We start from the raw sequence: 19,559 nt of genomic DNA, 5'->3' as shown, positions 1-19,559 counted from the left end.
GAGTGAGCCTCAATCCATACGGAAAGAGCTCCGGCAATATGCCGGAGCTCCTTAGCTACACGCTTTGTTCCTGAAGCGGAAGGTTAATGATCGCCCTAATACCGCCGCCTTCCCGCCGCTCGTAGCGCAGGCTGTACGCTTCGCCGAAATGGAGCTGGATGCGTTGGTTGACATTACGGATGCCGTAGCCCTTGTCGGTCGCAACGCCGTTTACGATCTGCTCCAAGCGGTCCATATCAACGGGCAGGAAGCCGTTATCCTCGACCGACATGCGAATTTCATTGTCCGCGCGGTGAACCCTTATCCAAATCTCGCCTTCGCCGTCCATGCTGCTGACGCTATGGAAGATGGCGTTCTCCACCAGCGGCTGCAAGATAACCTTAGGCGTCATGTACGTCTTCAAAGATTCGTCAATATCCCAATAGACCTCGAATGTGTCCGGGTAGCGCTTCATTTGAAGCCGGCTGTACGCCTGAACATGCTCCATTTCCTCGGCGATCGTAATGATTGATTTTCCTTTGCTAAGCCCGATTCGGAGCAGCTTCGATAAATCCTTGACCATGTCCCCGACGCCGGTATTCCCGCTATCCAGCGCATACCAGTAGATCGAGTCAAGCGTATTGTACAGCAGATGCGGAGTAATCTGAGAATGGAGCGTCGCCAGCTCATTCTCCTTCTGCTTAATCTTCATGACATAGTTTTCATCGATCGAGTTGTCCAATCGGGTGGTCATTTTGAGAAACGCGCCATACAAAATGCCGAACTCGTCCGATCGCAGCAGCTTTCCGTCCATATCCAGTTTTTTTCCCGGCTCGTAAATTTTCGTAATAGACACTAACCGAACTAGCGGCTTCACGATAATCCGCAGCAAATAGAGGACAAATACGAGTACGAATGCCAAGTAAATAGCAGATATGCCCATAATCATCCATTGGAATACCGTTTGGTTTCCTGTAATGGATTCGACCGGAATTTTATAGATCAGCCGGGTTTTAAACGCAGAACGCTGGGAATACGCGTATAACCATTTCTTGCCTCCCTCGCTGGCAAAATAATAGCCGTCCACCTGGTTTTGCGCCTCTTTAGGCATGGAAGCCAACTGCAAATTTTGCGGTCCCGCCTTCATAAGCAGCTCATCCTGATCGTTGAACAAATAAATGCCCGCATGGTCCGGCAGCTGCACCGAAACGATATCCCGGTTCAGCAGCACCTCCAGCTTCGATACGACGAGAAAGCCAATCGATTCGTCATACTTCTCCGGATTCAAGATGCTCCGCATAAAGCTGACCGTAGCCGCTCCGCCTTCCGCTTGCAGCAAATGCAGCGTTCCGCCGCCGCCTTCCCGCAGCGAGCGCTCTGCCCATTCAGGCTGCTCTGCGATCTCCTTGTTAAAGTATTTGAATCCTTTAGTCTTGTAAGTGAGATCGAAAGGCGTGCTTTTCCCTGCCGTATTCATCATATATAACGTATATTCGGTCCCATCCGACGACCATCGCTCCAGAATGGCGTCCGCTTCCCTAATTTGCCCCAGCGTCTCAATGTTCGTCCAGAAGCCGTACTGCTTCGAGTCGCTAAAAAAATAGTTGTCGAGCAGCGTCACTGTTCGGTTGTTAACCGCCGACAGCGTCTTCTCGATGGTGACATGGTTCTGTTTCACCAGCTGCAGCGTCGTCCTGCCCACCTCATCCCGCATGGAATCAGAGGCTTTGTAAGCAGAAAACCAGGCGACGACTAAGCATGGGCCCACGATCAACAAGGCAAACGCAAGCGTAACCTTATATTTGAGCTTCAGCCTAATCCCCCCTGGCCTTCTTTTCTATACTCAGCGGGGCTGACGCCAGCATATCGCTTGAACATGCGGCCGAAATGCTCCGGGGATTCGTAGCCCACCTCATAAGCAACCTCGTACCGTTTCTTATCCGTTGTGGCAAGCAAATGCTTCGCCTCTTCAATGCGCAGCTCGGTTACGTAATCCCAGAGATTTTTTTTCATCTCCTGCTTGAACAGATAGCTTAAATAAGCCGTGCTGAAATGCACTTCATTCGCAATATCCTGGATTTTGAGCGCGGGATTCCGGAAGTTTAGGCGGATATAGCCTGTTATTCTCGCGAGTATGGATTGGTCCCGCTCCTTGACGAGCAGCCGGACCAGCTTCGCGGTTTCCTGAATATATTCTCGCAGGCGTTCCATTCTAGCCTCTCCGGCCGTTTGCCGGAAATAAACGTCCGGGTCGAACCGCTGAAGCGATATGCCATTCGCCGTGCCGTATTCCAGCATTAAACCATACAAGCGGTAGACCAGCATGCCGAAATAGCTGTTAAACAGCTCAGCCGATTGGCCAAGCTCCTTCAGCGGCTTGATAATCGTTTCCGTATTGACCGGCAGCGGTTTGTCGAGGCCCGTTTTCAGTCCTTGCACGTACTCGTCAACCTTTGCCATCCATTCCACGATGCTGAGGTTTTCCTGCGCTAGAACGTCCTCGTAATAGAAGACGTGGTTGCTTGGGTGGAGGGTTTTCCACTCGGCCGCCGTATTGGCTTCTTCCATAAGCTTAGGCAGCATGAAAATGTCCGAATGAAGCGTGCTCATCCCGATCGTTGTCTCCACATTCAAATATTGCTTTAAGTTCATATGGATCATCTGTCCGATCAAATGCATTTGCGACTTGACATGAAAGCGCTGGCCGGACATCTCTTGCTCGTTTAGTTGAATAATGCCGATCAATTCATTGCCGAACCCGTTAAAGGTTAGGCCATGCCATTCGGACAGGCTTTCCTCCATAATATTAATGGAAGCGTATTTAAGAAGCTTGCGGTCCTGAAGCGTAATTTCGCGGTTGCTGAAGCCGCCGTGATTCAAGCCCAGCCGAATGGATACCACCCCTAGATAATGCCCTTTAATTTGCTCCCCAAGTTCGGCGATCAGTTCCTTATAGTCCCGCTTCGTCAGGTTGCGCTCCGTGACGAGCTCCATCAGCAGCTCATTGCGGCTTAGCGCCTCCGTTTTTTCCTTTTCCCGCTGCCACTTCGATAGTTCCAGCGACTTCTTCCCGATCTCTTCCTTTTCGTTCAATACTTTGCGCACGACGCGCAGCAGGTCCTCCTGCTCCACTGGCTTAACGAGGTAATCACGTGCTCCGAGTCGCATCGATTTTTTGGCAAAATCGAATTTCTCATGAGCGGAAATAACAATGATGGGCAGATTCGGCTGCTCCATATAAATCGTCTCCATAAGCTCTATGCCGCTCATTCTGCCCATCTGGATATCGGTAAGCACCAAGTCGAATGTATCCATCCTCAAATAATCGATCGCTTCGAAGCCGTTCAGTGCCGTCTCTACGTACGTAATATTCAAATCCGAGCTGAGCAAAAAGTTTTTGATGCCCATGCTCACGCGCGGCTCGTCGTCTACAACCAATATTTTGTTCATGAATGTGAGCCTCCAATTTGAGCAGAATAGCCAACCTATCGGGACGATATAGATCCGGGTGTCCAATCTTCTACTAACAGTCTAATGAAGCTGCCCCGGCTTAGCCATGATCTTTCCTTCTCGAATTGTGATGTATATGAGGTACTTTTACGTATGGTCGGTGAATCTGGAAGGAGGCTGCTGATGAAAGCGTTTAAATATTTTGGAAAACGTATAAGGATCGGAAAAGCCAAGCTGATAGGCGATCTGCTTGACCGTCAGCTTGCGGCCCATGAGCAGCTCCCGAGCGCGGTTCATTTTCATTTTGGTAATGTAATGCTGTGGCGTCAGCCCTATATTCGCCTTGAAAAAGGCATAAAAGTATTTAGGGGACATGCTGATCATCTCGGCTAAATGTTCGGCTGAGATATGTTTTTCGATATGGTCGTCGATATATTGAAGCACTGGCTTCAGCTTGTCGTAGTTCCCTCTTTGAGGGGCGGAGGACATCTTGCCTAAGGGGTTACGCGAAGCCGCAGCAAGCAGCTTGGCAAGAAGGACAAGGAAGTATCCTTTCAGCACAAGCGCTGACATCGGCTCCTTATTCTTGTAGGCGTCGAAGCTCGCTCGAAACCGCGGTCCTTCCTCTTGAAAATAACGCTGCGGAATTAACCCCATTAGCCCAAACTCGTCCAGAAAGTTAATCCTCTTGCCTATGGGGAAATCGAAATGGATAAACATATGGGCACAAGCCGCAGCATGGCAGTCCGCGGAATAAGGCACGCCTGGATTAAAAAACACAATATCGCCTTCTCGGGCGATAGCTCTGCCTCCATTGCATTCAATCGTAATCTCGCCGCTTGTCACATACCACAAGTCATAGTCCGGATGCTTCTTCTTCTCCGACCAGCCAATCTCATGCGCAGCATAACCGCTGTTGTTGAATCTCAGCTCGACGTCCTCGATTAAGGCATTCATCCTGTTTCTATCTAGCACCGGCTATCATTCCTTATCCTGACATACTCACAGCCATCAAACCGTACTTGTAACCATTTTATGTGATTGCTCCCCTTTGTACAATGAAATCAACGTTTAAATATCCCGTATAGGAGTGCTGAAAAATGAACCGAATAGGCTGGTGCATGGGCATTGAGCAAGCGGCTCTTCTGGCAAGAAAAGGCTTCGATTATATCGAATGCCCTTTAACCTCGCTTCCCCTTGAGGATGAGCCCGCTTTGGCGGAGCGGCTGCCGCTGTTTCTTGACTCCCCGCTTCAGGTGGGAGCCATGAACCTGTTCCTTCCGCAAGGCATGCTTGCGGTTGGGCCCGAAGTTGACCGGGAGCGGCTCCGCCGATATGTGAGCAAAGCCGGTGAAACGGTAAGCGCAATCGGAGCCCGGGTTGTCGTGCTTGGAAGCGGCCGGCAGCGCATGATTCCCGAAGGCTGGTCGAAGCAGCAGGCGGAGGAACAGCTTCTTGAGCTGCTGCAGTGGATTTCGGAGGAATGGACAGGCAACGGTGCCGTACTCGCGCTTGAACCGCTGAACCGAAAGGAATCGAACCTGATTAACCGTGTCGAGGAAGCCGTACGGCTTGTCAGGCAGCTGGATCATGCGAATATACGTGTGCTTGCCGATTTCTATCATATGGATGAAGAGGATGAGCCACTCGATACGCTGCTTGCCCACAAGGAATGGATTGCCCATATTCATGTTGCGGATACGGGAAGAATGGCTCCGGGAACGGGCTCCTATCCCTACGAACGGTTTTCCCGGATGCTGCGGGAGATGAACTATACCGGCATGATTTCAGCCGAATGCACGTTGACGGCGGCAGATACGGAGCTGGCGGATAGCTTGGCGTTTATGAAGCGAATGTCGGCGAATGGGGCCTAGCATGCGGGGTAGAACTGCGGCAAATAGGTGATAGAGCATGAAAGAGCTGCCCGTCTATCGAGGCAGCTCTTTCTGTATTTTTTAAGTTAACACAGCTTTTTCGTGAAAATAATTTCTAATGGCTGGCTATCGAGCAATAGGCTCCCCGCGTCTTTGTAACCTAATTTTCGATAAAAGTGCTGCGCGCCTTCGTCAGCTTGAGTCGAAGTCATGACCATCGAAAAGCCTTGTTGCTTCATTTCATGTTCCCAAAACCCGACCATATGCTTGCCAAGGCCTGTACCGCGGTACTGCTCTTCGATCCAAAGCATATTCATAAACGGAGTATTATCCCAAAAGTAACCGAAGCGCATCCACCCCGCTATGGCTTCGCTTTCATCCCGCAATAAGAAGATTTCCCTCTCCCTTATTTTCGGTACGATTAACTTCTCCGCGATATGATGGTCTCGGCTTCTGATCCATTCCAAATCCTTTTCCGTCGCAGCTGAAACCTTCATGTATGGAGGCTCCTCATGTCAACACCTTACGTGCTTCCGTTTGAATCCGATTTGGCCTTTATCTATTGCCTTTTGAATATTGTCGGAAGCGCATATAAACTTGCTTTTTGCTTTGTCCTTGTTGACCTCTACCGGGCCTACCGCCTTCGCCGTCTCGAATGCTTGATCATGGAGAGGCACATAGGATACCCCTACTGTATAAAGAAAATTATTCATCGCGTATTTGGTTCTTTCGGGAGCATCCTGAATCGTTTTTTGTACGATTTCAAGCATATTGGCAAGCTTGCTTTCGGAGAATTCACGGTCCGGTCGACTGCCGAGCAGCCAGCAATAACAGCTCCAGCCAGCTGACATCTTCAGCTCTTCGCCGCTTGCGATCCATTTATCGGCAACCTCTTGCGCAATATCGGTTTCGGACAAGGTTACCGCCACTATAAAATCAGAAATCATGTAAAAATAAGCCGCGTCTATCCAACGCTCAAAATCAGCTTCTGTCATTGCTTTTGGATCTGCAATTACGCCCGCAAAGTACATCGCGTCATAATTGCCCGTGGAATACAGCTCCTCTGCCAGAGGCTGATCCTTTTTGATTTTCTTAGCGATGGGCTTCATTTCGCCTGTAGTCACACCGAATAGCGGTTCCTGTGCGCCATTGGATACGTACATTTTTTTCATTCGTTCCTTGCTGAGGCCTTCCAGCTCCTGCATGACCGTTTCTACATTCATCGTTAACACTTCCTTATAGGTGAAGGATATCATCCATTCTATCACATCCGCGCGCCGGCCTGCGATCATGCGGCACATGGGTTGAATGGAGACCCTTCACGGACAAGATCCGTTTAAAAAATAGTCGGTACCATTCCCCCATCCATACGAATCGGAGAACCTTTAAACGCGGATGCATAAGGACTGCATACAAAAGCCGCTAGTCTGCCGATTTCAATTGGCCTGATAAATCGCTGTATTTCAGATTGAGGCAGGTTTGTGGTCATGAACTGTTTTTCTTTTTCCGAAAAAGCCCTATCATCATTAGCGTATATTCCCTCAATAATGTGCTGCACATTTTCCGAAAGCGTTGGGCCTGGCAGGATCGTATTGACGGTAACTTCCGTTCCTATTGTTAGTTTGGACAAGCTTTTGGACAACGATAGCAACATGGATTTGGTCATCGCATATTGGGGCATTTGTCCCGATGGCATAATGGCTTCTTCACTCGCAATAAAGATTATGCGGCCATAATCGTTTTTCAACATGTGGGGCAAATAAAATTTAGACAATCCGTTCGCAGCCAGAACATTCGTCCGGAAGTATTTTTCCCATACTTCATCGTCAACGTCCTCGTATCTCATTATTTCATAAATGCCTGTGTTGTTAACCAGAATATCGACGCGGGGAAATTTTTCAAATAAAGCTTCTCTTTGGGCAATATCCGCAATATCGGCTGCAGCATTCTGAGGAGAGGTAGCCGGGAATCGCAGCTTCATTTCGTTTACCGTTTGTTCTACCTCATCATCATTCCGTCCGTTAATCAGTACATGAACGCCTTCTTTGGCGAGTTCAATGGCGATTGCCTTACCTATCCCTCTCGTTGATCCTGTAACTAAAGCCGTTTTATTCGTTAATCCCATATCCATTGTTTATTTCTCCTTTGTGTTTCGGATAGGGATTATGTTACCTTGTACGCTTCGATCAGTAACTAGCCTATTGCGCCAAAGTTCTTGTTTCACACGCCAAATGAAATCGGAGCAACTCCTAAATCGCTGTAGCAATAGTTAGCTTGGAAATTCTATGCATGAATCGTTGGGTGCCCTAGCTACCCTTCGAGAATCGCGTTTGCCCCTATACGTTCCGTACGCCAATTCGAAGGCGTATCGCCTTCCCATAGACGGAAGGCGCGGTAGAAGGAGTTCTGGTCCTCATATCCTATCAGGAAAGCTACCTCTTTAATATCGAGTGAGGGATCTGCCAAGTATTCCAATGCCTGTTCATGCCTAGCTTGCGTCAACACTTGCTTGAAGCCCGTGTTTTCATCCGCAAGCCGGCGCTGCAAGGTACGTTCGCTCATCCCGAGCTCCTTCGCGACAGTCTGAATATCGGGGCGCCCTCCCGTGAGGCTGCGTTTCGCAATCCATTTGACCGTCTCGGTAAATGAGCGGCTGCGCTGCTGTTCATCCAGTGATTGGTCCAGAACAGGGGTCAGAACCTCCAGCAATTCTTCGTTATAAGAAACAAACGGGCGGTCCAGATCACTTCGGTGCAGCGTTAAACGATTATATGCTGCACCAATGGTTACAGGACAGCCGAAGTACGCTTCAAGAACCTTTATGTCTCCCATTGCCTGCGAAAACTCGACGAGACGGGCCGTTAAATGTTGGCCCGTGCCTCGTCGCCCAAGCTCCAGAAGGCATGCCAATGTGATGCCAACCAGCATCGGCGGCCCGGATTGCTCGTTATGCAGCCATTCCAATTCGATTGAGCATTGCTCGCCTTTCTCAACAATACGCAAGTTTTCGGGCGGGCACAGCTGTTTGTACCTAGCCATTCGATTTAAAGCGTCGCGGTAGTCACGGGCGTGGTAAGTGGCCAAGACGGTCGGCGGGTACTTCACTGTTTCAAAGGCGGTCGCAAGCAAGGTGATTCCTCTCGCCGTGTCGCCAATAAGATCGGAATAAGCCTGCCAAATCGCGAAATATTGGGCGGTATTAACGATAGGTTCAGCCACAATGGAGAGCGGCAGACCAGCTTTTCGAGCTACGTCTTGGGGGTTGATTCCCAATTCCTGTAATCCTGCCCAGAATCCCAACGGAATTTTAATGCGCTCGGAAGGATATGGCTTCATAAGATATAGACTCCCTTATTTGCTTGCATATTCATACATGTTCATCATGTTGGCTGTAACCCGGTAGTTCTGCATAAAACCGCCTTGAAAGGTTCTATTATAGTCGTTAATATATGCGTTTCGTTAATCATCCATCATTATTGACCTTCTTGCAAACAAGCCTCGATGAATTCGAATAAACTTTTACCTTCTACGGAACGGTTTCCCCAATCATGCCAGAAGTATAGCACTTGACCCACGACTCCCGCTTCTGCTGGGTCCGTATCTATGCAGAGGTAATCCCCGCCTCCGTTCCCGGCAATGGGAATCCACTTGGCATTCCATAGAAATGGCTTAATTTCACTGTCTATACTCATCTCCAAATCATCGGGATCGAATTCCTCTTGGAGGAAAGTCCAGTTGTCTATGATTTCCGAAATCGGGGAAAGAGTCAGGTTCCTAACAAAAGAACGAACCCCCACTCCGCCATTTTGTCCGTTATGTACACTATAGAAGCTTTTAAATGATTCAGGTAGGGTAATTGCCAGTGTACGCTCGATGAGCTGGAAATCCTCATCCCTTGCGCCTGGTTGCAGATGCAATGATTCTTTAACATTCGCTTCCGTATCCGAACTTCTATCCACTATACGCTCCCATAACCTATCCGCTTGGTTAAGCATGCCGTTAGCCTCTCTTTCTTTAAACGTTTCTTTTCAAATAGTTATCTATATAAGATGAACGAAACATGAGTATGCCGTTATCGCTGCGTGACCAAAGTCATTCTTCCGATCCCTATTTTAAAAGCAGTCTGCTCCTACAAACCGCATATACGATTGATCACGTTCGGCAGATCCATCAAGTTATCACAAATCGCGTCAGGCTCTGTATGCGATTCATCCTTGCTTTTGAGAATGGCAAACATCCCGAGCTCCTTAGCGGGAATAATATCAGCCCTGAGATTATCCCCTATAAATACGGAACGCTCGCACGAGGAATCTAAATCATTTAAGGCGATTTTGAATATGGCGTGGTCCGGTTTTTTAATATGAATTGCTCCGGATGTAACAATAACGCCGAAATAATCGGATATCCCTAATGCGGAAATCTTATTGCGCTGATAAAAATCCCTGCCGTTGGTGACTATGCCAAGTTTATACCCTTGCTGCTTCAATGTATCAAGCATCTCATGCAGACCCGGGAAGCCCGCGCTATGCAAATGAAAATTAGTGTTCAAATCATGAAGCAGGCCATCGTATAGGCTCTTCTCTATATTGAAGATATCTATCAGCCTCGCGTAAACTTCCTCTTTCGGCATTACGGCATTGTTTAATTCGGCGAACTTTTCCATAAACTCTCTTTTAACCGGAATAAATCGATTTAAACCAAACTGTTCATACTGGTAGTTCGCAAAGCTTGAAAGTGATTGTTCTTTATCAAATAATGTCTGGTCCAGGTCAAAAATGACGGTATCTATTTTGTTCAAAGCTGTAATCCCCCTGATTCATACCTATCCATAGCTATTATGATATAGTGCTTCTGATGATTAGCCCAATCCGTAATCCGTGGTCCTCATCCATCATCCATGAAAACTCTGTTGCAATCGCGATAGCGATGCATGCCGGCTATTCTTAGCCGCTGCTTTCTCTTCTAAATTGCTTTTGCATCAATGGTTTAATCCATTTATTCGTCACGAACCCACCCTAAACCTCTCAGCGCTGCTCTACTCCCACTCTTCTCGTACAATCAGATAGAACATGGCAGCAATAAGCTAGAATTGATCACAACATGAAGAGATTACATCATCGTTGGCAGCAGCTTGTTCTTCTATACTTTATAATGTAAGCGATTACATATTTAAAGGAGGCGGATTGATGAGGATGCGCTTTGAGGCGCTCACTGGAATGGCAACGCGTACGGCGTTATGCTTAACGATTCAAAAAAATGGAGGAATGAAAAATGATGGCTGCGCCCCCGAGAGCTAATCGGGCAAGAAGAGTTTTTTATTATTGCTTGGGTCTTATTGTATTCCTGAATACGCTATTGCTAGCCCCTGCCCCCTCTTCCGCTGCTGTAACCCCTTTCCCCGGTCCCAACAATCCGCTCATCTATGATGATTTCAACGGTGGCGGCGTGTTTAAACAGAACTGGATGAACTGGTTTAATCAAGCGGGCGGTACCGGAACCTTCACGAAAACGACGGTAGATACGCGCTCCGTTGGCAAGTTTGCGCAAACGCCGGCAACGAACGCCTCATGGGCCAAATTCCAACCATGGAATGAAGTCGTGAATTTAACCGGCTACCGCTACCTGAATTTTACGATGAAAAACCCCGGGTATGCCGATTCCCTCATTCGTATCGTAATTAACGACGGTTCGAGAAACTATACCCTTACCAACAACTGGGTAACCGTGTCCAGCGATTGGAGCGCAAGCCAGTTCGATCTCGATGCGCTCGTTCCGGCCATTAACAAAGAAAAGGTTAAATTCGAAATTTGGCTTAGACAAGCCGGCGGCGCTTACGGTGAAATTTTAATTGACGAAATATCCGCTACAACCGCTTCCAGCGGCACCGCCCCAACGCTAACCGCTACAAGCATGACCTCCAACTCAGATACAGCGAGCAATCAGAACACGCTGTTCACCTTTCAAGCGACTTATACGGATGCGGATAATCAAAAGCCTTATGCCATGCAGGTTGTAGTGGATGATAAAGCCTACGACATGCGGGAAACAGACAGTGGCGATACGACCTATTCGGATGGCAAAAGCTATGTCTATATGACTAAGCTGCCGGTTGGCAGCCATGCCCATTACTTCCGCACAACGGACCTTACCTCGAATGAGGTCAAAACCGCTGTTCAAGCTTCACCCGTCGTGGCCTTCTCTGAGCAGGTCATTGACGTTGTCGTCAGCCAAGTCGGCTACAACACCAACGATTTCAAAAACGCCAAGGTCGCATCCTCAGCGAAACTGACGGATACCTCCTACGTGGTTAAGGATGGCGGAAGCGTCGTAGCGTCTGGCAGCATGGAATATGAAGGCGTTGTGTGGAACAAGCATGTTTATTCCATCGATTTCTCCTCTGTGACAGCAAACGGCAACGCATACACGCTTAAAAGCAACGGCGTTTCTTCTTTTATCTTCCCGATCCAGTCCAACATTTGGGATGGATTCAAAGACGAAATGACAGCCTTCTATCGTCTCCTGCGAGCGAGCGTAGCCACTTCGGATGCCTATCCGGCCGGCTATAGCAGCGTAGCGCCTTCGACCAAAATGTTTCATCCGGCGGGGCATCTCGATGATGGGGCGTCCGCCGACGGCAGCACGCATTATGATCTGACCGGCAGCTGGTACGATGCCGGCGACTACGGCAAATACGGCGGCAACCAGTGGGTTGGCGCGCAGATTGCCCTCGCCTATGTCCGCTATGCTGATTCAAGCAGCGTTAAATACGATAATGACACCAACGGTATCCCCGACCTTGTCGATGAGGCGATCTTTGGAAGCGAATACTTAGTCAAGTATGCGGACCAGCTTGGCGGGGCCATGTATGATCTTAAAAATAATGCCTCGTTCGTCCACCCGCATAAATCGACGGACAACATTGTCGGAACGGCTGATGATCGCAAAATTTCCGGCTATGGCGTTGGAGGCTCCGCCAAAGCCGCAGGAACCCTTGCCGCTACGGCGCGCGCCATTCGTATTGCAATTGCAGAAGGTGACATAGCCCCTGCCAAAGTCACGGCACTCACTGCTTTTGCCGAAGCATGCGAAGAGGCTGCCGTTACTTTTTACGATTATGTCGTAGCCCATCCCAATGACCCGCATGGCTCCTACAGTACGAACGGCGGTATTGCTAACGCAAAGCTGCTGGCGGATGTAGAGCTTTATCTGTTGACCGATGACGTTAAGTATAAGGATGCCGCGACTGCCAATATTAATACGCTGACCTTCGGCGACCTATATGCGACTAACTACTGGGATATGCGCCCGATGTCGCTTGCTGAGTTTTACCCGGCTGCCGATTCCGCGACGCAGACCCACATCCACGGCTTGCTGAAGCAGCAGGTAAACTACTTCCTCTCCAATACAGACGATACGCCTTATGGCGTTTTCAATCAGTTCAAAAACTTTGGCGTCAATGAGCCGCATGCCTCTTACCTGGGCGACCTGCTTCGGTATTACGAGCTATTCGAAGATCCTGCCGCTCTGCGCGCCGTATTAAAGGGCATGTACTGGATTTTCGGGGAAAATCCTTGGAATATTAGCTGGGTTTCCGGCCTTGGCTCCGACTTTGTTGACTTCCCGCATACAAGGTACGACGAGGAATCCAATACGGCCGGAGGTACAGGCGTCGTATTCCCAGGCGCCATGGTCAGCGGACCGAATATGAAAAATACGAAGGACAAAAAAAGCGTAAGCCCTTGGTATGAAGATCGTTCGCTTTTCTTGGACGATACGAACCAATGGCGGTACAACGAATTCAGCATTAGCATTCAGTCCGGGCTGCTCTATACGATTATGGGTTTAAGCGCGACCGACACCTCCAATACTTCGGGAGGAACCTATCCGGTAGAGGTTCCCATTCTATCGCCTATCATTGGCGATTACGTCCGCGGCAACGTAACGGTATTCGCGGATCCAGAACCTGGCTTAACCGCAATGGAGTATAGGGCCGGCGGCGCATACAGCGCAATGACGGTTTCCGGTTCCGTTTATTCTGCCATTATTAATGAGAGTGCTTCAGCTCCTTATAGCAACAAGCGCGTTGATATTAGAGGCACTGACACGCTCGGCAACCATACGTTCAGCTCCACCCACTATACCGTTGCAGCACCGCTGCCTGATCCATCGACACCGCTGCTTTATGATGATTTCGGCGGCGGAGGCCTTTGGGGATCTACGGGCGGCAATAGCCAATGGGTAAATTGGTACAGCCAGAACGGCGGAACGACAACGTTTGCCAAAACGACAGCAGACAGCCGTACGGTTGGCAAGTTTACGCAAACCCCTGCTTCCTCTACCTCCTATGCCAAGTTTCAGCCATGGCATGACGAGGTTGATTTGTCCGGCTACCGATACTTGAACTTTGGATTAAAAAATCCTGGATCTGCTGATCTACGCGTCAAAATAGAGCTTTCAGACGGTACCCGCACGCATAACCTGACAGGCGGCTGGGCTACTGTACCTGCTTCGTGGACGAACCTGCAGGTTAATCTGGACGGACTCGCCAACACCGTTAACAAGAAAAATGCAAAGCTTGCCATCTGGCTCAGTTCCACCTCCGGCAGCTATAATGAGCTGCTGGTCGATGACATTTCTGCGACGAATATAGCTAGCGGAAGCGCGCCTACGCTAACGGCAGGCAGTGTGAACCTCGCTGCAGGAGACGCGGCAACCGACTTTACGTTTAACGTGACGTATACGGATGCAGATAATGAAGCGCCTTTCGCAATGGAGCTTATCCTTGACGGCGTCGTTCGCAGTATGATCCCCGTGAACACGGGCGACACCACGTATTCGGATGGCAAAGCCTATACGTACACGGCGAGGCTGCCGCTCGGCGTCCATTCCTACTACTTCCACACGACGGACACGACTTCTAACGCAGTCAGTACAGCCGTGCAGTCTGGTCCTGAGGTCAGCGAGGCGCTATTCTCCGATGATTTTAGCGACGGGAACGCCGATGGATGGTCACCCGTCAGCGGAACATGGACCGTACAATCCGGGCAATATAACGGCCAAGCAGCTGGCGGCAACAGCCACTCCGTAACCGGCAGCGTCTATTGGACGGATTACACGCTGGAGGCCAAAGTAAGCGTCACCAACAACTCAAGCGGCAATAAGGATGCAGGCCTCGTATTCCGTTACACGGACGAGAGCAACTATTACGTGCTTTATCTCAAAAACAACGATAAATCAGGCCGCAAAATGGAGATCGTCAAAATCGTTGGAGGGGTTAAAACCTCGCTCGGCTTCGCTAACCCAAGCATAGCCGCGGATACTCTGTATGCTTATAAGGTAGTTGTCGATGGAAGCTCCATTACCGCCTACAAGGATGGCATAGCCGAGATCAGCGTAACCGACAGCTCCTTCAGCAGCGGCAAAATTGGAGCACGAGTATATGCGCACACCAAAGCCGTTTTTGATGATGTAATTGTAACGAGATAGAAAAGTTTCACAAAAAATAGAGCTGTCAACAAGGTCACTTTAGACTTTGTAGACAGCTCTATTTCTGCTATAAAGGTATGTACGTTTTAAAAACGCTTCACTGCACGCTCTTCCCGCCCGTCGCTTCTTCCAGCTCATAGTACCCTTTCCTCCCCCAGACGATAAATACCGTGGCGGCTGCGCCAATCAGAGCGCATATTAGATACATAAATGAATAAGAGGTCAGGTCAGCAACCGGTCCCATGAGTATGCCTCCTAGGGATACGCCAAGGTCCGCTGTCGCGATAAACAATCCGATTAATACGCCTCGTTCCGCCTTAGGTAGAACAAAGCTCAAGTATGTCGTCAACGTTGGATAGAGCAAGGCCTGCGCGATGCCGAGCAATAACGCGCCTGCGTAGAACAAAGCAGCCCCCGCGCTCGCGGAGAAACTGACGGCAAGCGAAGCCGAGATAAGAAGCAACATCATTCCTCCGACAAAAGAGGAACGCCACTTGCCATCGGACGGTATCCATTTTCGGAGCAAAAATCTAGCAGCTACCACGACCGCGGCCTGAATCATGAGGTAAACCGCCGCGCTGCCTCCACCTATTTGCGGGGCATACAGCGGTACAAACGTGGTTATTGCACCAAACACCAACGAGGCGCTTAGCATCAAAACGCCGCATCTGAATAGGTGTGGATTCCTTATAAACTGGCTCATGGCGCTCAGCATTGACCTTACAAGGCTCCGCTGCTCGCTCGCGTCTCCAGCCGCTGGCTTTTGTCCCATGCGTGCCGTAAAGCCCACAACGCCAGTCAATATCGCGATTATAGCCATTGTTATGGCGAATACGCTCAGCTCTCCCGTTTCCCATATGCCAATAGCCAGCAGCGGTCCGAATATTCCCGGCAAATAGGAGCATAGAGAATACATGGAGATACCTTGCGAGCGGTCCTTGCCGGGTAGCGCGTCGATAATGCCAAGCTGCAGTGCCATGGAGAAGAAGGCGGTGCACGCACCTTGCAGCATGCGAGCCAAGAAGTATCCCTCAAGACCAGTGAACGTGTATAACAGAAGCGCAAGAGCATTGACGGCAAGCAGGACGCGCAGCACCCGGATTGGCCCGTAACGCTGGATCAGACCGCCGGCCCAGGGCCGGAAGACCATCGTCGTCAGCAAGTAAGCTCCCATAATGATGCCGATGGTCGTATTTGTTGCTCCCAGCGCTTCTCCCTTCAATGGAATGATGACATTCAGAATCGAGTTGGCGCTGAAATAGAGCAGCGTAAGCAAATACAGCCGAAGAAATGACCAGGATAACGCACCTTTCACTGCTTTTTCTCCTTTCCTAATTCCCTCGGGTACAGCTCTCGTGCATCGTTAAGATATGACCTTGCTTAGCAGTTCTTTTGCATACGGAGATTGGACATGCTTCAGCTCCTTGGTCTCTACGAGCTCCACCATTTCCCCGCCGCAAATAATCATGATTCTGTCACATAGATAAGCCGCCGCTTGGATATCATGGGAAATAAAAATATAACCCATGCCATATGAAGTCCTCAGCTGTTTCAGCAATTCCAGCACTTGCATTTGAACCGAACCGTCGAGCGAGCTTATCGCTTCATCCAGAAGGATGCATTGGGGCTCCGCGGATACCGCCCTCGCGATGCATACCCGTTGCGCCTCGCCGCCGGACAGCTCGTGCGGATATTTCGTAAGATAAGATTCGTCTAGCCCCACTTGCTGCAGCAGCTTGCCTATGTCGAACGATCTGCTCGCTATCCCCGCAAGCCTTAGAGGCTCAAGAATCGCCTGGCGTACCGTAAAAAACGGATGGATGGACGACGTATAATCCTGAAAGACTGCGCTGATAGCTCCCCGTCGCACACTTCGGTCCGAGATGGGTTTACCGCCGAATGTGATGATGCCGTTATCCGGTCTCTCGATGCCGAGAAGCAACCGGCCCAGCGTCGATTTGCCGCTGCCGCTTTCGCCAATTATGCCTAAAGTCTCGCCCTGCCTCCATTCGAACCCGATATTGCGAAGCACTTGGTTACGGGCTTTACGGAACCAGTCCGTCTGTCGATATGATTTATTGACGCTTTCAACCTTCAGCAACGTCTGCAACTCCCATCAATTGTTCAAAATGGCGGCTCAATGCTTGCTTGGAGGAAACCAGCTGACGGGTATACGGATGGTGCGCGCCAGCGAATATGTGCTTGGTCGTACCTTGTTCGACGACTTCCCCGTCTTTCATGACGAGCACATTGTCCGCGATGCGTCTGACTGCGCCTAGATCATGTGACACAAAAATCATCGCGCTTCCCAGCCGCTCACGCAACTGCACGAATTGCTCCACTACCTCAAATGCAGTAACGGCATCGAGTGCAGTCGTCGGTTCGTCGGCGATAATAACATCCGGCTCCAACACAATGGCAAGCGAGATCATGACCCGCTGCAACATGCCGCCAGACAGCTCATGGGGGTAGCTGCGCATTACCACAGCTGGCTCCTTCAAGCCTACGCTGAACATCGTCGCGCTGATCCTAGTCTCCATTTCGACGCGGCTCCAATTGAAATGGACGCCCAGCGTCTCTAACAGATGGGCGCCGATAGGTCGCGAAGGATCGAACGCGCCCATACCGTTTTGCATGATCATGCAAAATCGCCGCCCTCTGAACTTTCGCATCTCCTTGTCAGACAGCTTTGACAAATCTTCTCCGTTCAGAGCCACGAAGCCCGACTGCATAACGCCCGCACGATTTAGCCGCGTAAGAGATTTGCATGTCAACGACTTGCCGCTTCCGCTCTCTCCCACGATGGCCAAGCATTCCCCCCGTGCGAGTCGGAAAGAGCTGTCATGCACCAAAACGCGACCGGAGCGCTCCTCCCAAATGGTTAAATGTTCGACCTCGAGTACATGCATTCCGTTCAAGCTACCTCCTTCCCGCGCAGCGCCGGCGGAATAGCGCCTGTGCCTGCCTTGGTACGCTTTTCCGAGAGCATCATCTTGGGGTCAAGTGCCTTCTGCAGACCATCCGACAGGAAGTTAACCGCCGACACCAACATGATAATCGCCAGGCCCGGAGCCAGCATTAGCTCGGGACGAGTGAACATGACGGCTCTCGCCTCGTTCATCATCATCCCCCACTCTGCGTGTGGAGCCTGAATGCCGAGACCGAGAAAGGACAAGCCGGATATTTGAAGAATCATCGATCCGAAGGCGCTGCTGGAAATGACCGCAATTTCCGGCAGCGCCACCGGTGCGATATGACGCTTCATAATGCCAATGTGACTGATGCCCAGCACTTTGGCAAACTTTACGTAGTCAGCATCCGCGTATTGCATGACCGCTGTACGAAAGACGCGGGCAAACCAAGCCCACTTCATCATAACGAACGCGATTAAAATATGGGTCAGCCCCGCTCCCATTATGCCGACAATCGCCAGTGTCATGACGTAGCCCGGGAATGAAAGCATGACATCGCAAATTCGCATCAATACCGCATCCGTCTTTCCACGTAAATAACCTGCGGCAAAACCGAGCACGGCACCGATCGAGACGGTTGCTCCAAGAGCTGCAAGCACCCATAGCACGCTTGGGCGGATGCCGTAAATCAGGCGTGACAGGATGCATCGTCCCAAATGGTCGTTGCCTAGCCAATAGCCCCAAGAAGCCCCCGAGAACCGCAGCCCCATATTCACTTCGTTCGGAGGGTGTGGGGCAATTAACGGGGCGCATAAGCCGATCAATAGCGTTGCTAGGACGACGCATAGGGATGCCGCCGCCAGTTTATCCTTTATTAATCGTTGAAGCAGCTTCATTAGAGTTCCTTCCTTAGCTTCGGATTTACCACCGTGTTTAACAAATCGGACGCCGTATTGAAGAGAACGAACGCGACCGCCAGCACCAGTACGTATGCTTGTATCATAGGGAAATCCCGGTTCAAAATGGAATTGACGGTAAGCGTCCCTAGGCCCGGCCATGCGAATATATTTTCTACGACAACCGTGCTTCCCAAGATAACGGGTATGGCAAGACCGAACACCGATACGGCGACTTGCAACGAATTGCGCAGCACCTGTATGGTCAAGCTTCTTTCCGACAATCCGCAAGCTCGGCCATACAAGACATAGTCTTCGTTTAGATTGCTCAGCATGGAGCTTCGAATGATTCGGAAATACAAACCTGCGTAACCGATTACGATGACGGCAACCGGGAGCACGTAACTGAGAGGCGAATCCATGCCGCTTGTCGGCAGCAAATCAAGCTTGACCGAGAAGTACCATACCATGAGCGCGGCCAGCCAATAGGAAGGCATCGAGGTGAGCAGGAAGGAGAAGCTCCTTACCGTAAGATCCAGCCACTTGCCTTCCCTCAGGGCACATACGATGCCAAGCGCAATTGACAGAACGATAATGAACAGCGAGGACACCAAGGTTAGATTCAGCGTGTTCATTAATGCAGGGCCAAGCAGCGACCAAACCGGCTTGCCGCTCACATAGGAGCTTCCGAAATCAAGCTGTAGGCAAGAGAGCAACCAATCCCAGTACCGTGCCAACAGCGGACGGTCCATGCCAAGCTCATTCCTTGTCGCCGCAATCAATTCATCCGTTATGGCCGGCACCCCTTGCGCATGCAGAACGACCTCGGCCGGGTCCATTGGCGACAGAGCGTTCAATATGAAGGTCAGGAAGGAAATGACAACAAGCAGCGGAAAGACAACGCCAATCCGTTTCAACGCGTAACCGAGCATAGCTCTATCCTCCACACCTCGTTTTGTCTC

General features: G+C 50.2%; 16 protein-coding genes. 2 read left to right on the top strand and 14 right to left on the bottom strand.

Annotated elements, in window-relative coordinates; genetic code table 11:
• Positions 1-55 precede the first annotated feature (55 nt).
• The 3 genes from AC0YN3_RS29240 to AC0YN3_RS29230 all read right to left on the bottom strand — a co-directional run bounded on the left by AC0YN3_RS29240 (position 56) and on the right by AC0YN3_RS29230 (position 4,404).
• A complete protein-coding gene (locus AC0YN3_RS29240) occupies positions 56-1,681 on the bottom strand; it encodes a sensor histidine kinase (RefSeq protein ID WP_475778432.1) in 1,626 nt (541 codons plus the stop codon).
• A 107-nt stretch (positions 1,682-1,788) separates the two neighbouring features.
• Positions 1,789-3,429, bottom strand: a complete 1,641-nt coding sequence (locus AC0YN3_RS29235) for a response regulator transcription factor (RefSeq protein WP_475778431.1) — start codon at positions 3,427-3,429, stop codon at positions 1,789-1,791.
• Positions 3,430-3,576: 147 nt separating this feature from the next.
• On the bottom strand, positions 3,577-4,404 hold the full coding sequence (locus tag AC0YN3_RS29230; RefSeq protein ID WP_475778430.1) for a helix-turn-helix domain-containing protein: 828 nt from the start codon (positions 4,402-4,404) through the stop codon (positions 3,577-3,579).
• A gap of 125 nt (positions 4,405-4,529) precedes the next feature.
• Between AC0YN3_RS29230 and AC0YN3_RS29225 the strand changes: the two genes are divergently transcribed.
• Complete coding sequence (locus tag AC0YN3_RS29225; protein ID WP_475778429.1) at positions 4,530-5,303, top strand: sugar phosphate isomerase/epimerase family protein; 774 nt, start codon at positions 4,530-4,532, stop codon at positions 5,301-5,303.
• Between the two features lie 86 nt (positions 5,304-5,389).
• Here the strand turns inward: AC0YN3_RS29225 and AC0YN3_RS29220 are convergent, their stop codons facing one another.
• From AC0YN3_RS29220 to AC0YN3_RS29195, 6 genes are all read right to left on the bottom strand, one after another.
• Positions 5,390-5,800, bottom strand: coding sequence for a GNAT family N-acetyltransferase (locus tag AC0YN3_RS29220; RefSeq protein ID WP_475778428.1), 411 nt, complete (start codon positions 5,798-5,800; stop codon positions 5,390-5,392).
• Positions 5,801-5,818: 18 nt separating this feature from the next.
• Entirely contained in the window at positions 5,819-6,526 is a 708-nt protein-coding gene (locus AC0YN3_RS29215; RefSeq protein WP_475778427.1) for a DNA alkylation repair protein, read from the bottom strand.
• Between the two features lie 113 nt (positions 6,527-6,639).
• Positions 6,640-7,434 (bottom strand): SDR family NAD(P)-dependent oxidoreductase, encoded by a 795-nt coding sequence (locus tag AC0YN3_RS29210; RefSeq protein WP_475778426.1) that lies wholly within the window; start codon positions 7,432-7,434, stop codon positions 6,640-6,642.
• A 179-nt stretch (positions 7,435-7,613) separates the two neighbouring features.
• Positions 7,614-8,639: an AraC family transcriptional regulator gene (locus AC0YN3_RS29205; protein ID WP_475778425.1), complete on the bottom strand. Its 1,026-nt coding sequence runs from the start codon at positions 8,637-8,639 to the stop codon at positions 7,614-7,616.
• A gap of 137 nt (positions 8,640-8,776) precedes the next feature.
• A complete protein-coding gene (locus AC0YN3_RS29200) occupies positions 8,777-9,298 on the bottom strand; it encodes an SMI1/KNR4 family protein (RefSeq protein ID WP_475778424.1) in 522 nt (173 codons plus the stop codon).
• Between the two features lie 134 nt (positions 9,299-9,432).
• Positions 9,433-10,101, bottom strand: coding sequence for an HAD family hydrolase (locus tag AC0YN3_RS29195; RefSeq protein WP_475778423.1), 669 nt, complete (start codon positions 10,099-10,101; stop codon positions 9,433-9,435).
• 473 nt (positions 10,102-10,574) lie between these two features.
• Between AC0YN3_RS29195 and AC0YN3_RS29190 the strand changes: the two genes are divergently transcribed.
• Complete coding sequence (locus AC0YN3_RS29190; RefSeq protein ID WP_475778422.1) at positions 10,575-14,789, top strand: glycoside hydrolase family 9 protein; 4,215 nt, start codon at positions 10,575-10,577, stop codon at positions 14,787-14,789.
• A gap of 97 nt (positions 14,790-14,886) precedes the next feature.
• Here AC0YN3_RS29190 and cntE read toward each other — a convergent pair whose 3' ends face one another.
• From cntE to opp1B, 5 genes are read right to left on the bottom strand one after another with little or no spacing between them, the layout of a single operon-like run.
• A complete protein-coding gene (gene cntE, locus AC0YN3_RS29185) occupies positions 14,887-16,104 on the bottom strand; it encodes a staphylopine family metallophore export MFS transporter CntE (protein ID WP_475778421.1) in 1,218 nt (405 codons plus the stop codon).
• A gap of 48 nt (positions 16,105-16,152) precedes the next feature.
• Positions 16,153-16,890, bottom strand: a complete 738-nt coding sequence (locus tag AC0YN3_RS29180; protein ID WP_475778420.1) for an ABC transporter ATP-binding protein — start codon at positions 16,888-16,890, stop codon at positions 16,153-16,155.
• Entirely contained in the window at positions 16,877-17,698 is an 822-nt protein-coding gene (gene cntD / locus AC0YN3_RS29175; RefSeq protein WP_475778456.1) for a staphylopine uptake ABC transporter ATP-binding protein CntD, read from the bottom strand. Before cntD ends, AC0YN3_RS29180 begins: the two co-directional genes overlap by 14 nt.
• A gap of 5 nt (positions 17,699-17,703) precedes the next feature.
• Positions 17,704-18,597, bottom strand: a complete 894-nt coding sequence (gene cntC / locus AC0YN3_RS29170; protein ID WP_475778419.1) for a staphylopine uptake ABC transporter permease subunit CntC — start codon at positions 18,595-18,597, stop codon at positions 17,704-17,706.
• Positions 18,597-19,529: a nickel/cobalt ABC transporter permease gene (opp1B, locus tag AC0YN3_RS29165; RefSeq protein WP_475778418.1), complete on the bottom strand. Its 933-nt coding sequence runs from the start codon at positions 19,527-19,529 to the stop codon at positions 18,597-18,599. Before opp1B ends, cntC begins: the two co-directional genes overlap by 1 nt.
• Between the last annotated feature and the right edge of the window lie 30 nt (positions 19,530-19,559).

The organism is Paenibacillus sp. J22R232, from assembly GCF_056269165.1.
The sequence above is the reverse complement of the archived record's forward strand: the minus strand, read 5'-3'. Positions and strand labels throughout refer to the sequence as shown.

Bases quoted from the DNA above. Each gene is read 5' to 3' on its own strand.
- cntC (WP_475778419.1), bottom strand. From the start codon at position 18,597: ATGAAGCTGCTTCAACGATTAATAAAGGATAAACTGGCGGCGGCATCC.
- AC0YN3_RS29235 (WP_475778431.1), bottom strand. From the start codon at position 3,429: ATGAACAAAATATTGGTTGTAGACGACGAGCCGCGCGTGAGCATGGGC.
- AC0YN3_RS29190 (WP_475778422.1), top strand. From the start codon at position 10,575: ATGATGGCTGCGCCCCCGAGAGCTAATCGGGCAAGAAGAGTTTTTTAT.
- opp1B (WP_475778418.1), bottom strand. From the start codon at position 19,529: ATGCTCGGTTACGCGTTGAAACGGATTGGCGTTGTCTTTCCGCTGCTT.
- AC0YN3_RS29215 (WP_475778427.1), bottom strand. From the start codon at position 6,526: ATGAATGTAGAAACGGTCATGCAGGAGCTGGAAGGCCTCAGCAAGGAA.
- AC0YN3_RS29220 (WP_475778428.1), bottom strand. From the start codon at position 5,800: ATGAAGGTTTCAGCTGCGACGGAAAAGGATTTGGAATGGATCAGAAGC.
- AC0YN3_RS29205 (WP_475778425.1), bottom strand. From the start codon at position 8,639: ATGAAGCCATATCCTTCCGAGCGCATTAAAATTCCGTTGGGATTCTGG.
- cntD (WP_475778456.1), bottom strand. From the start codon at position 17,698: ATGCATGTACTCGAGGTCGAACATTTAACCATTTGGGAGGAGCGCTCC.
- AC0YN3_RS29200 (WP_475778424.1), bottom strand. From the start codon at position 9,298: ATGCTTAACCAAGCGGATAGGTTATGGGAGCGTATAGTGGATAGAAGT.
- AC0YN3_RS29225 (WP_475778429.1), top strand. From the start codon at position 4,530: ATGAACCGAATAGGCTGGTGCATGGGCATTGAGCAAGCGGCTCTTCTG.
- AC0YN3_RS29210 (WP_475778426.1), bottom strand. From the start codon at position 7,434: ATGGATATGGGATTAACGAATAAAACGGCTTTAGTTACAGGATCAACG.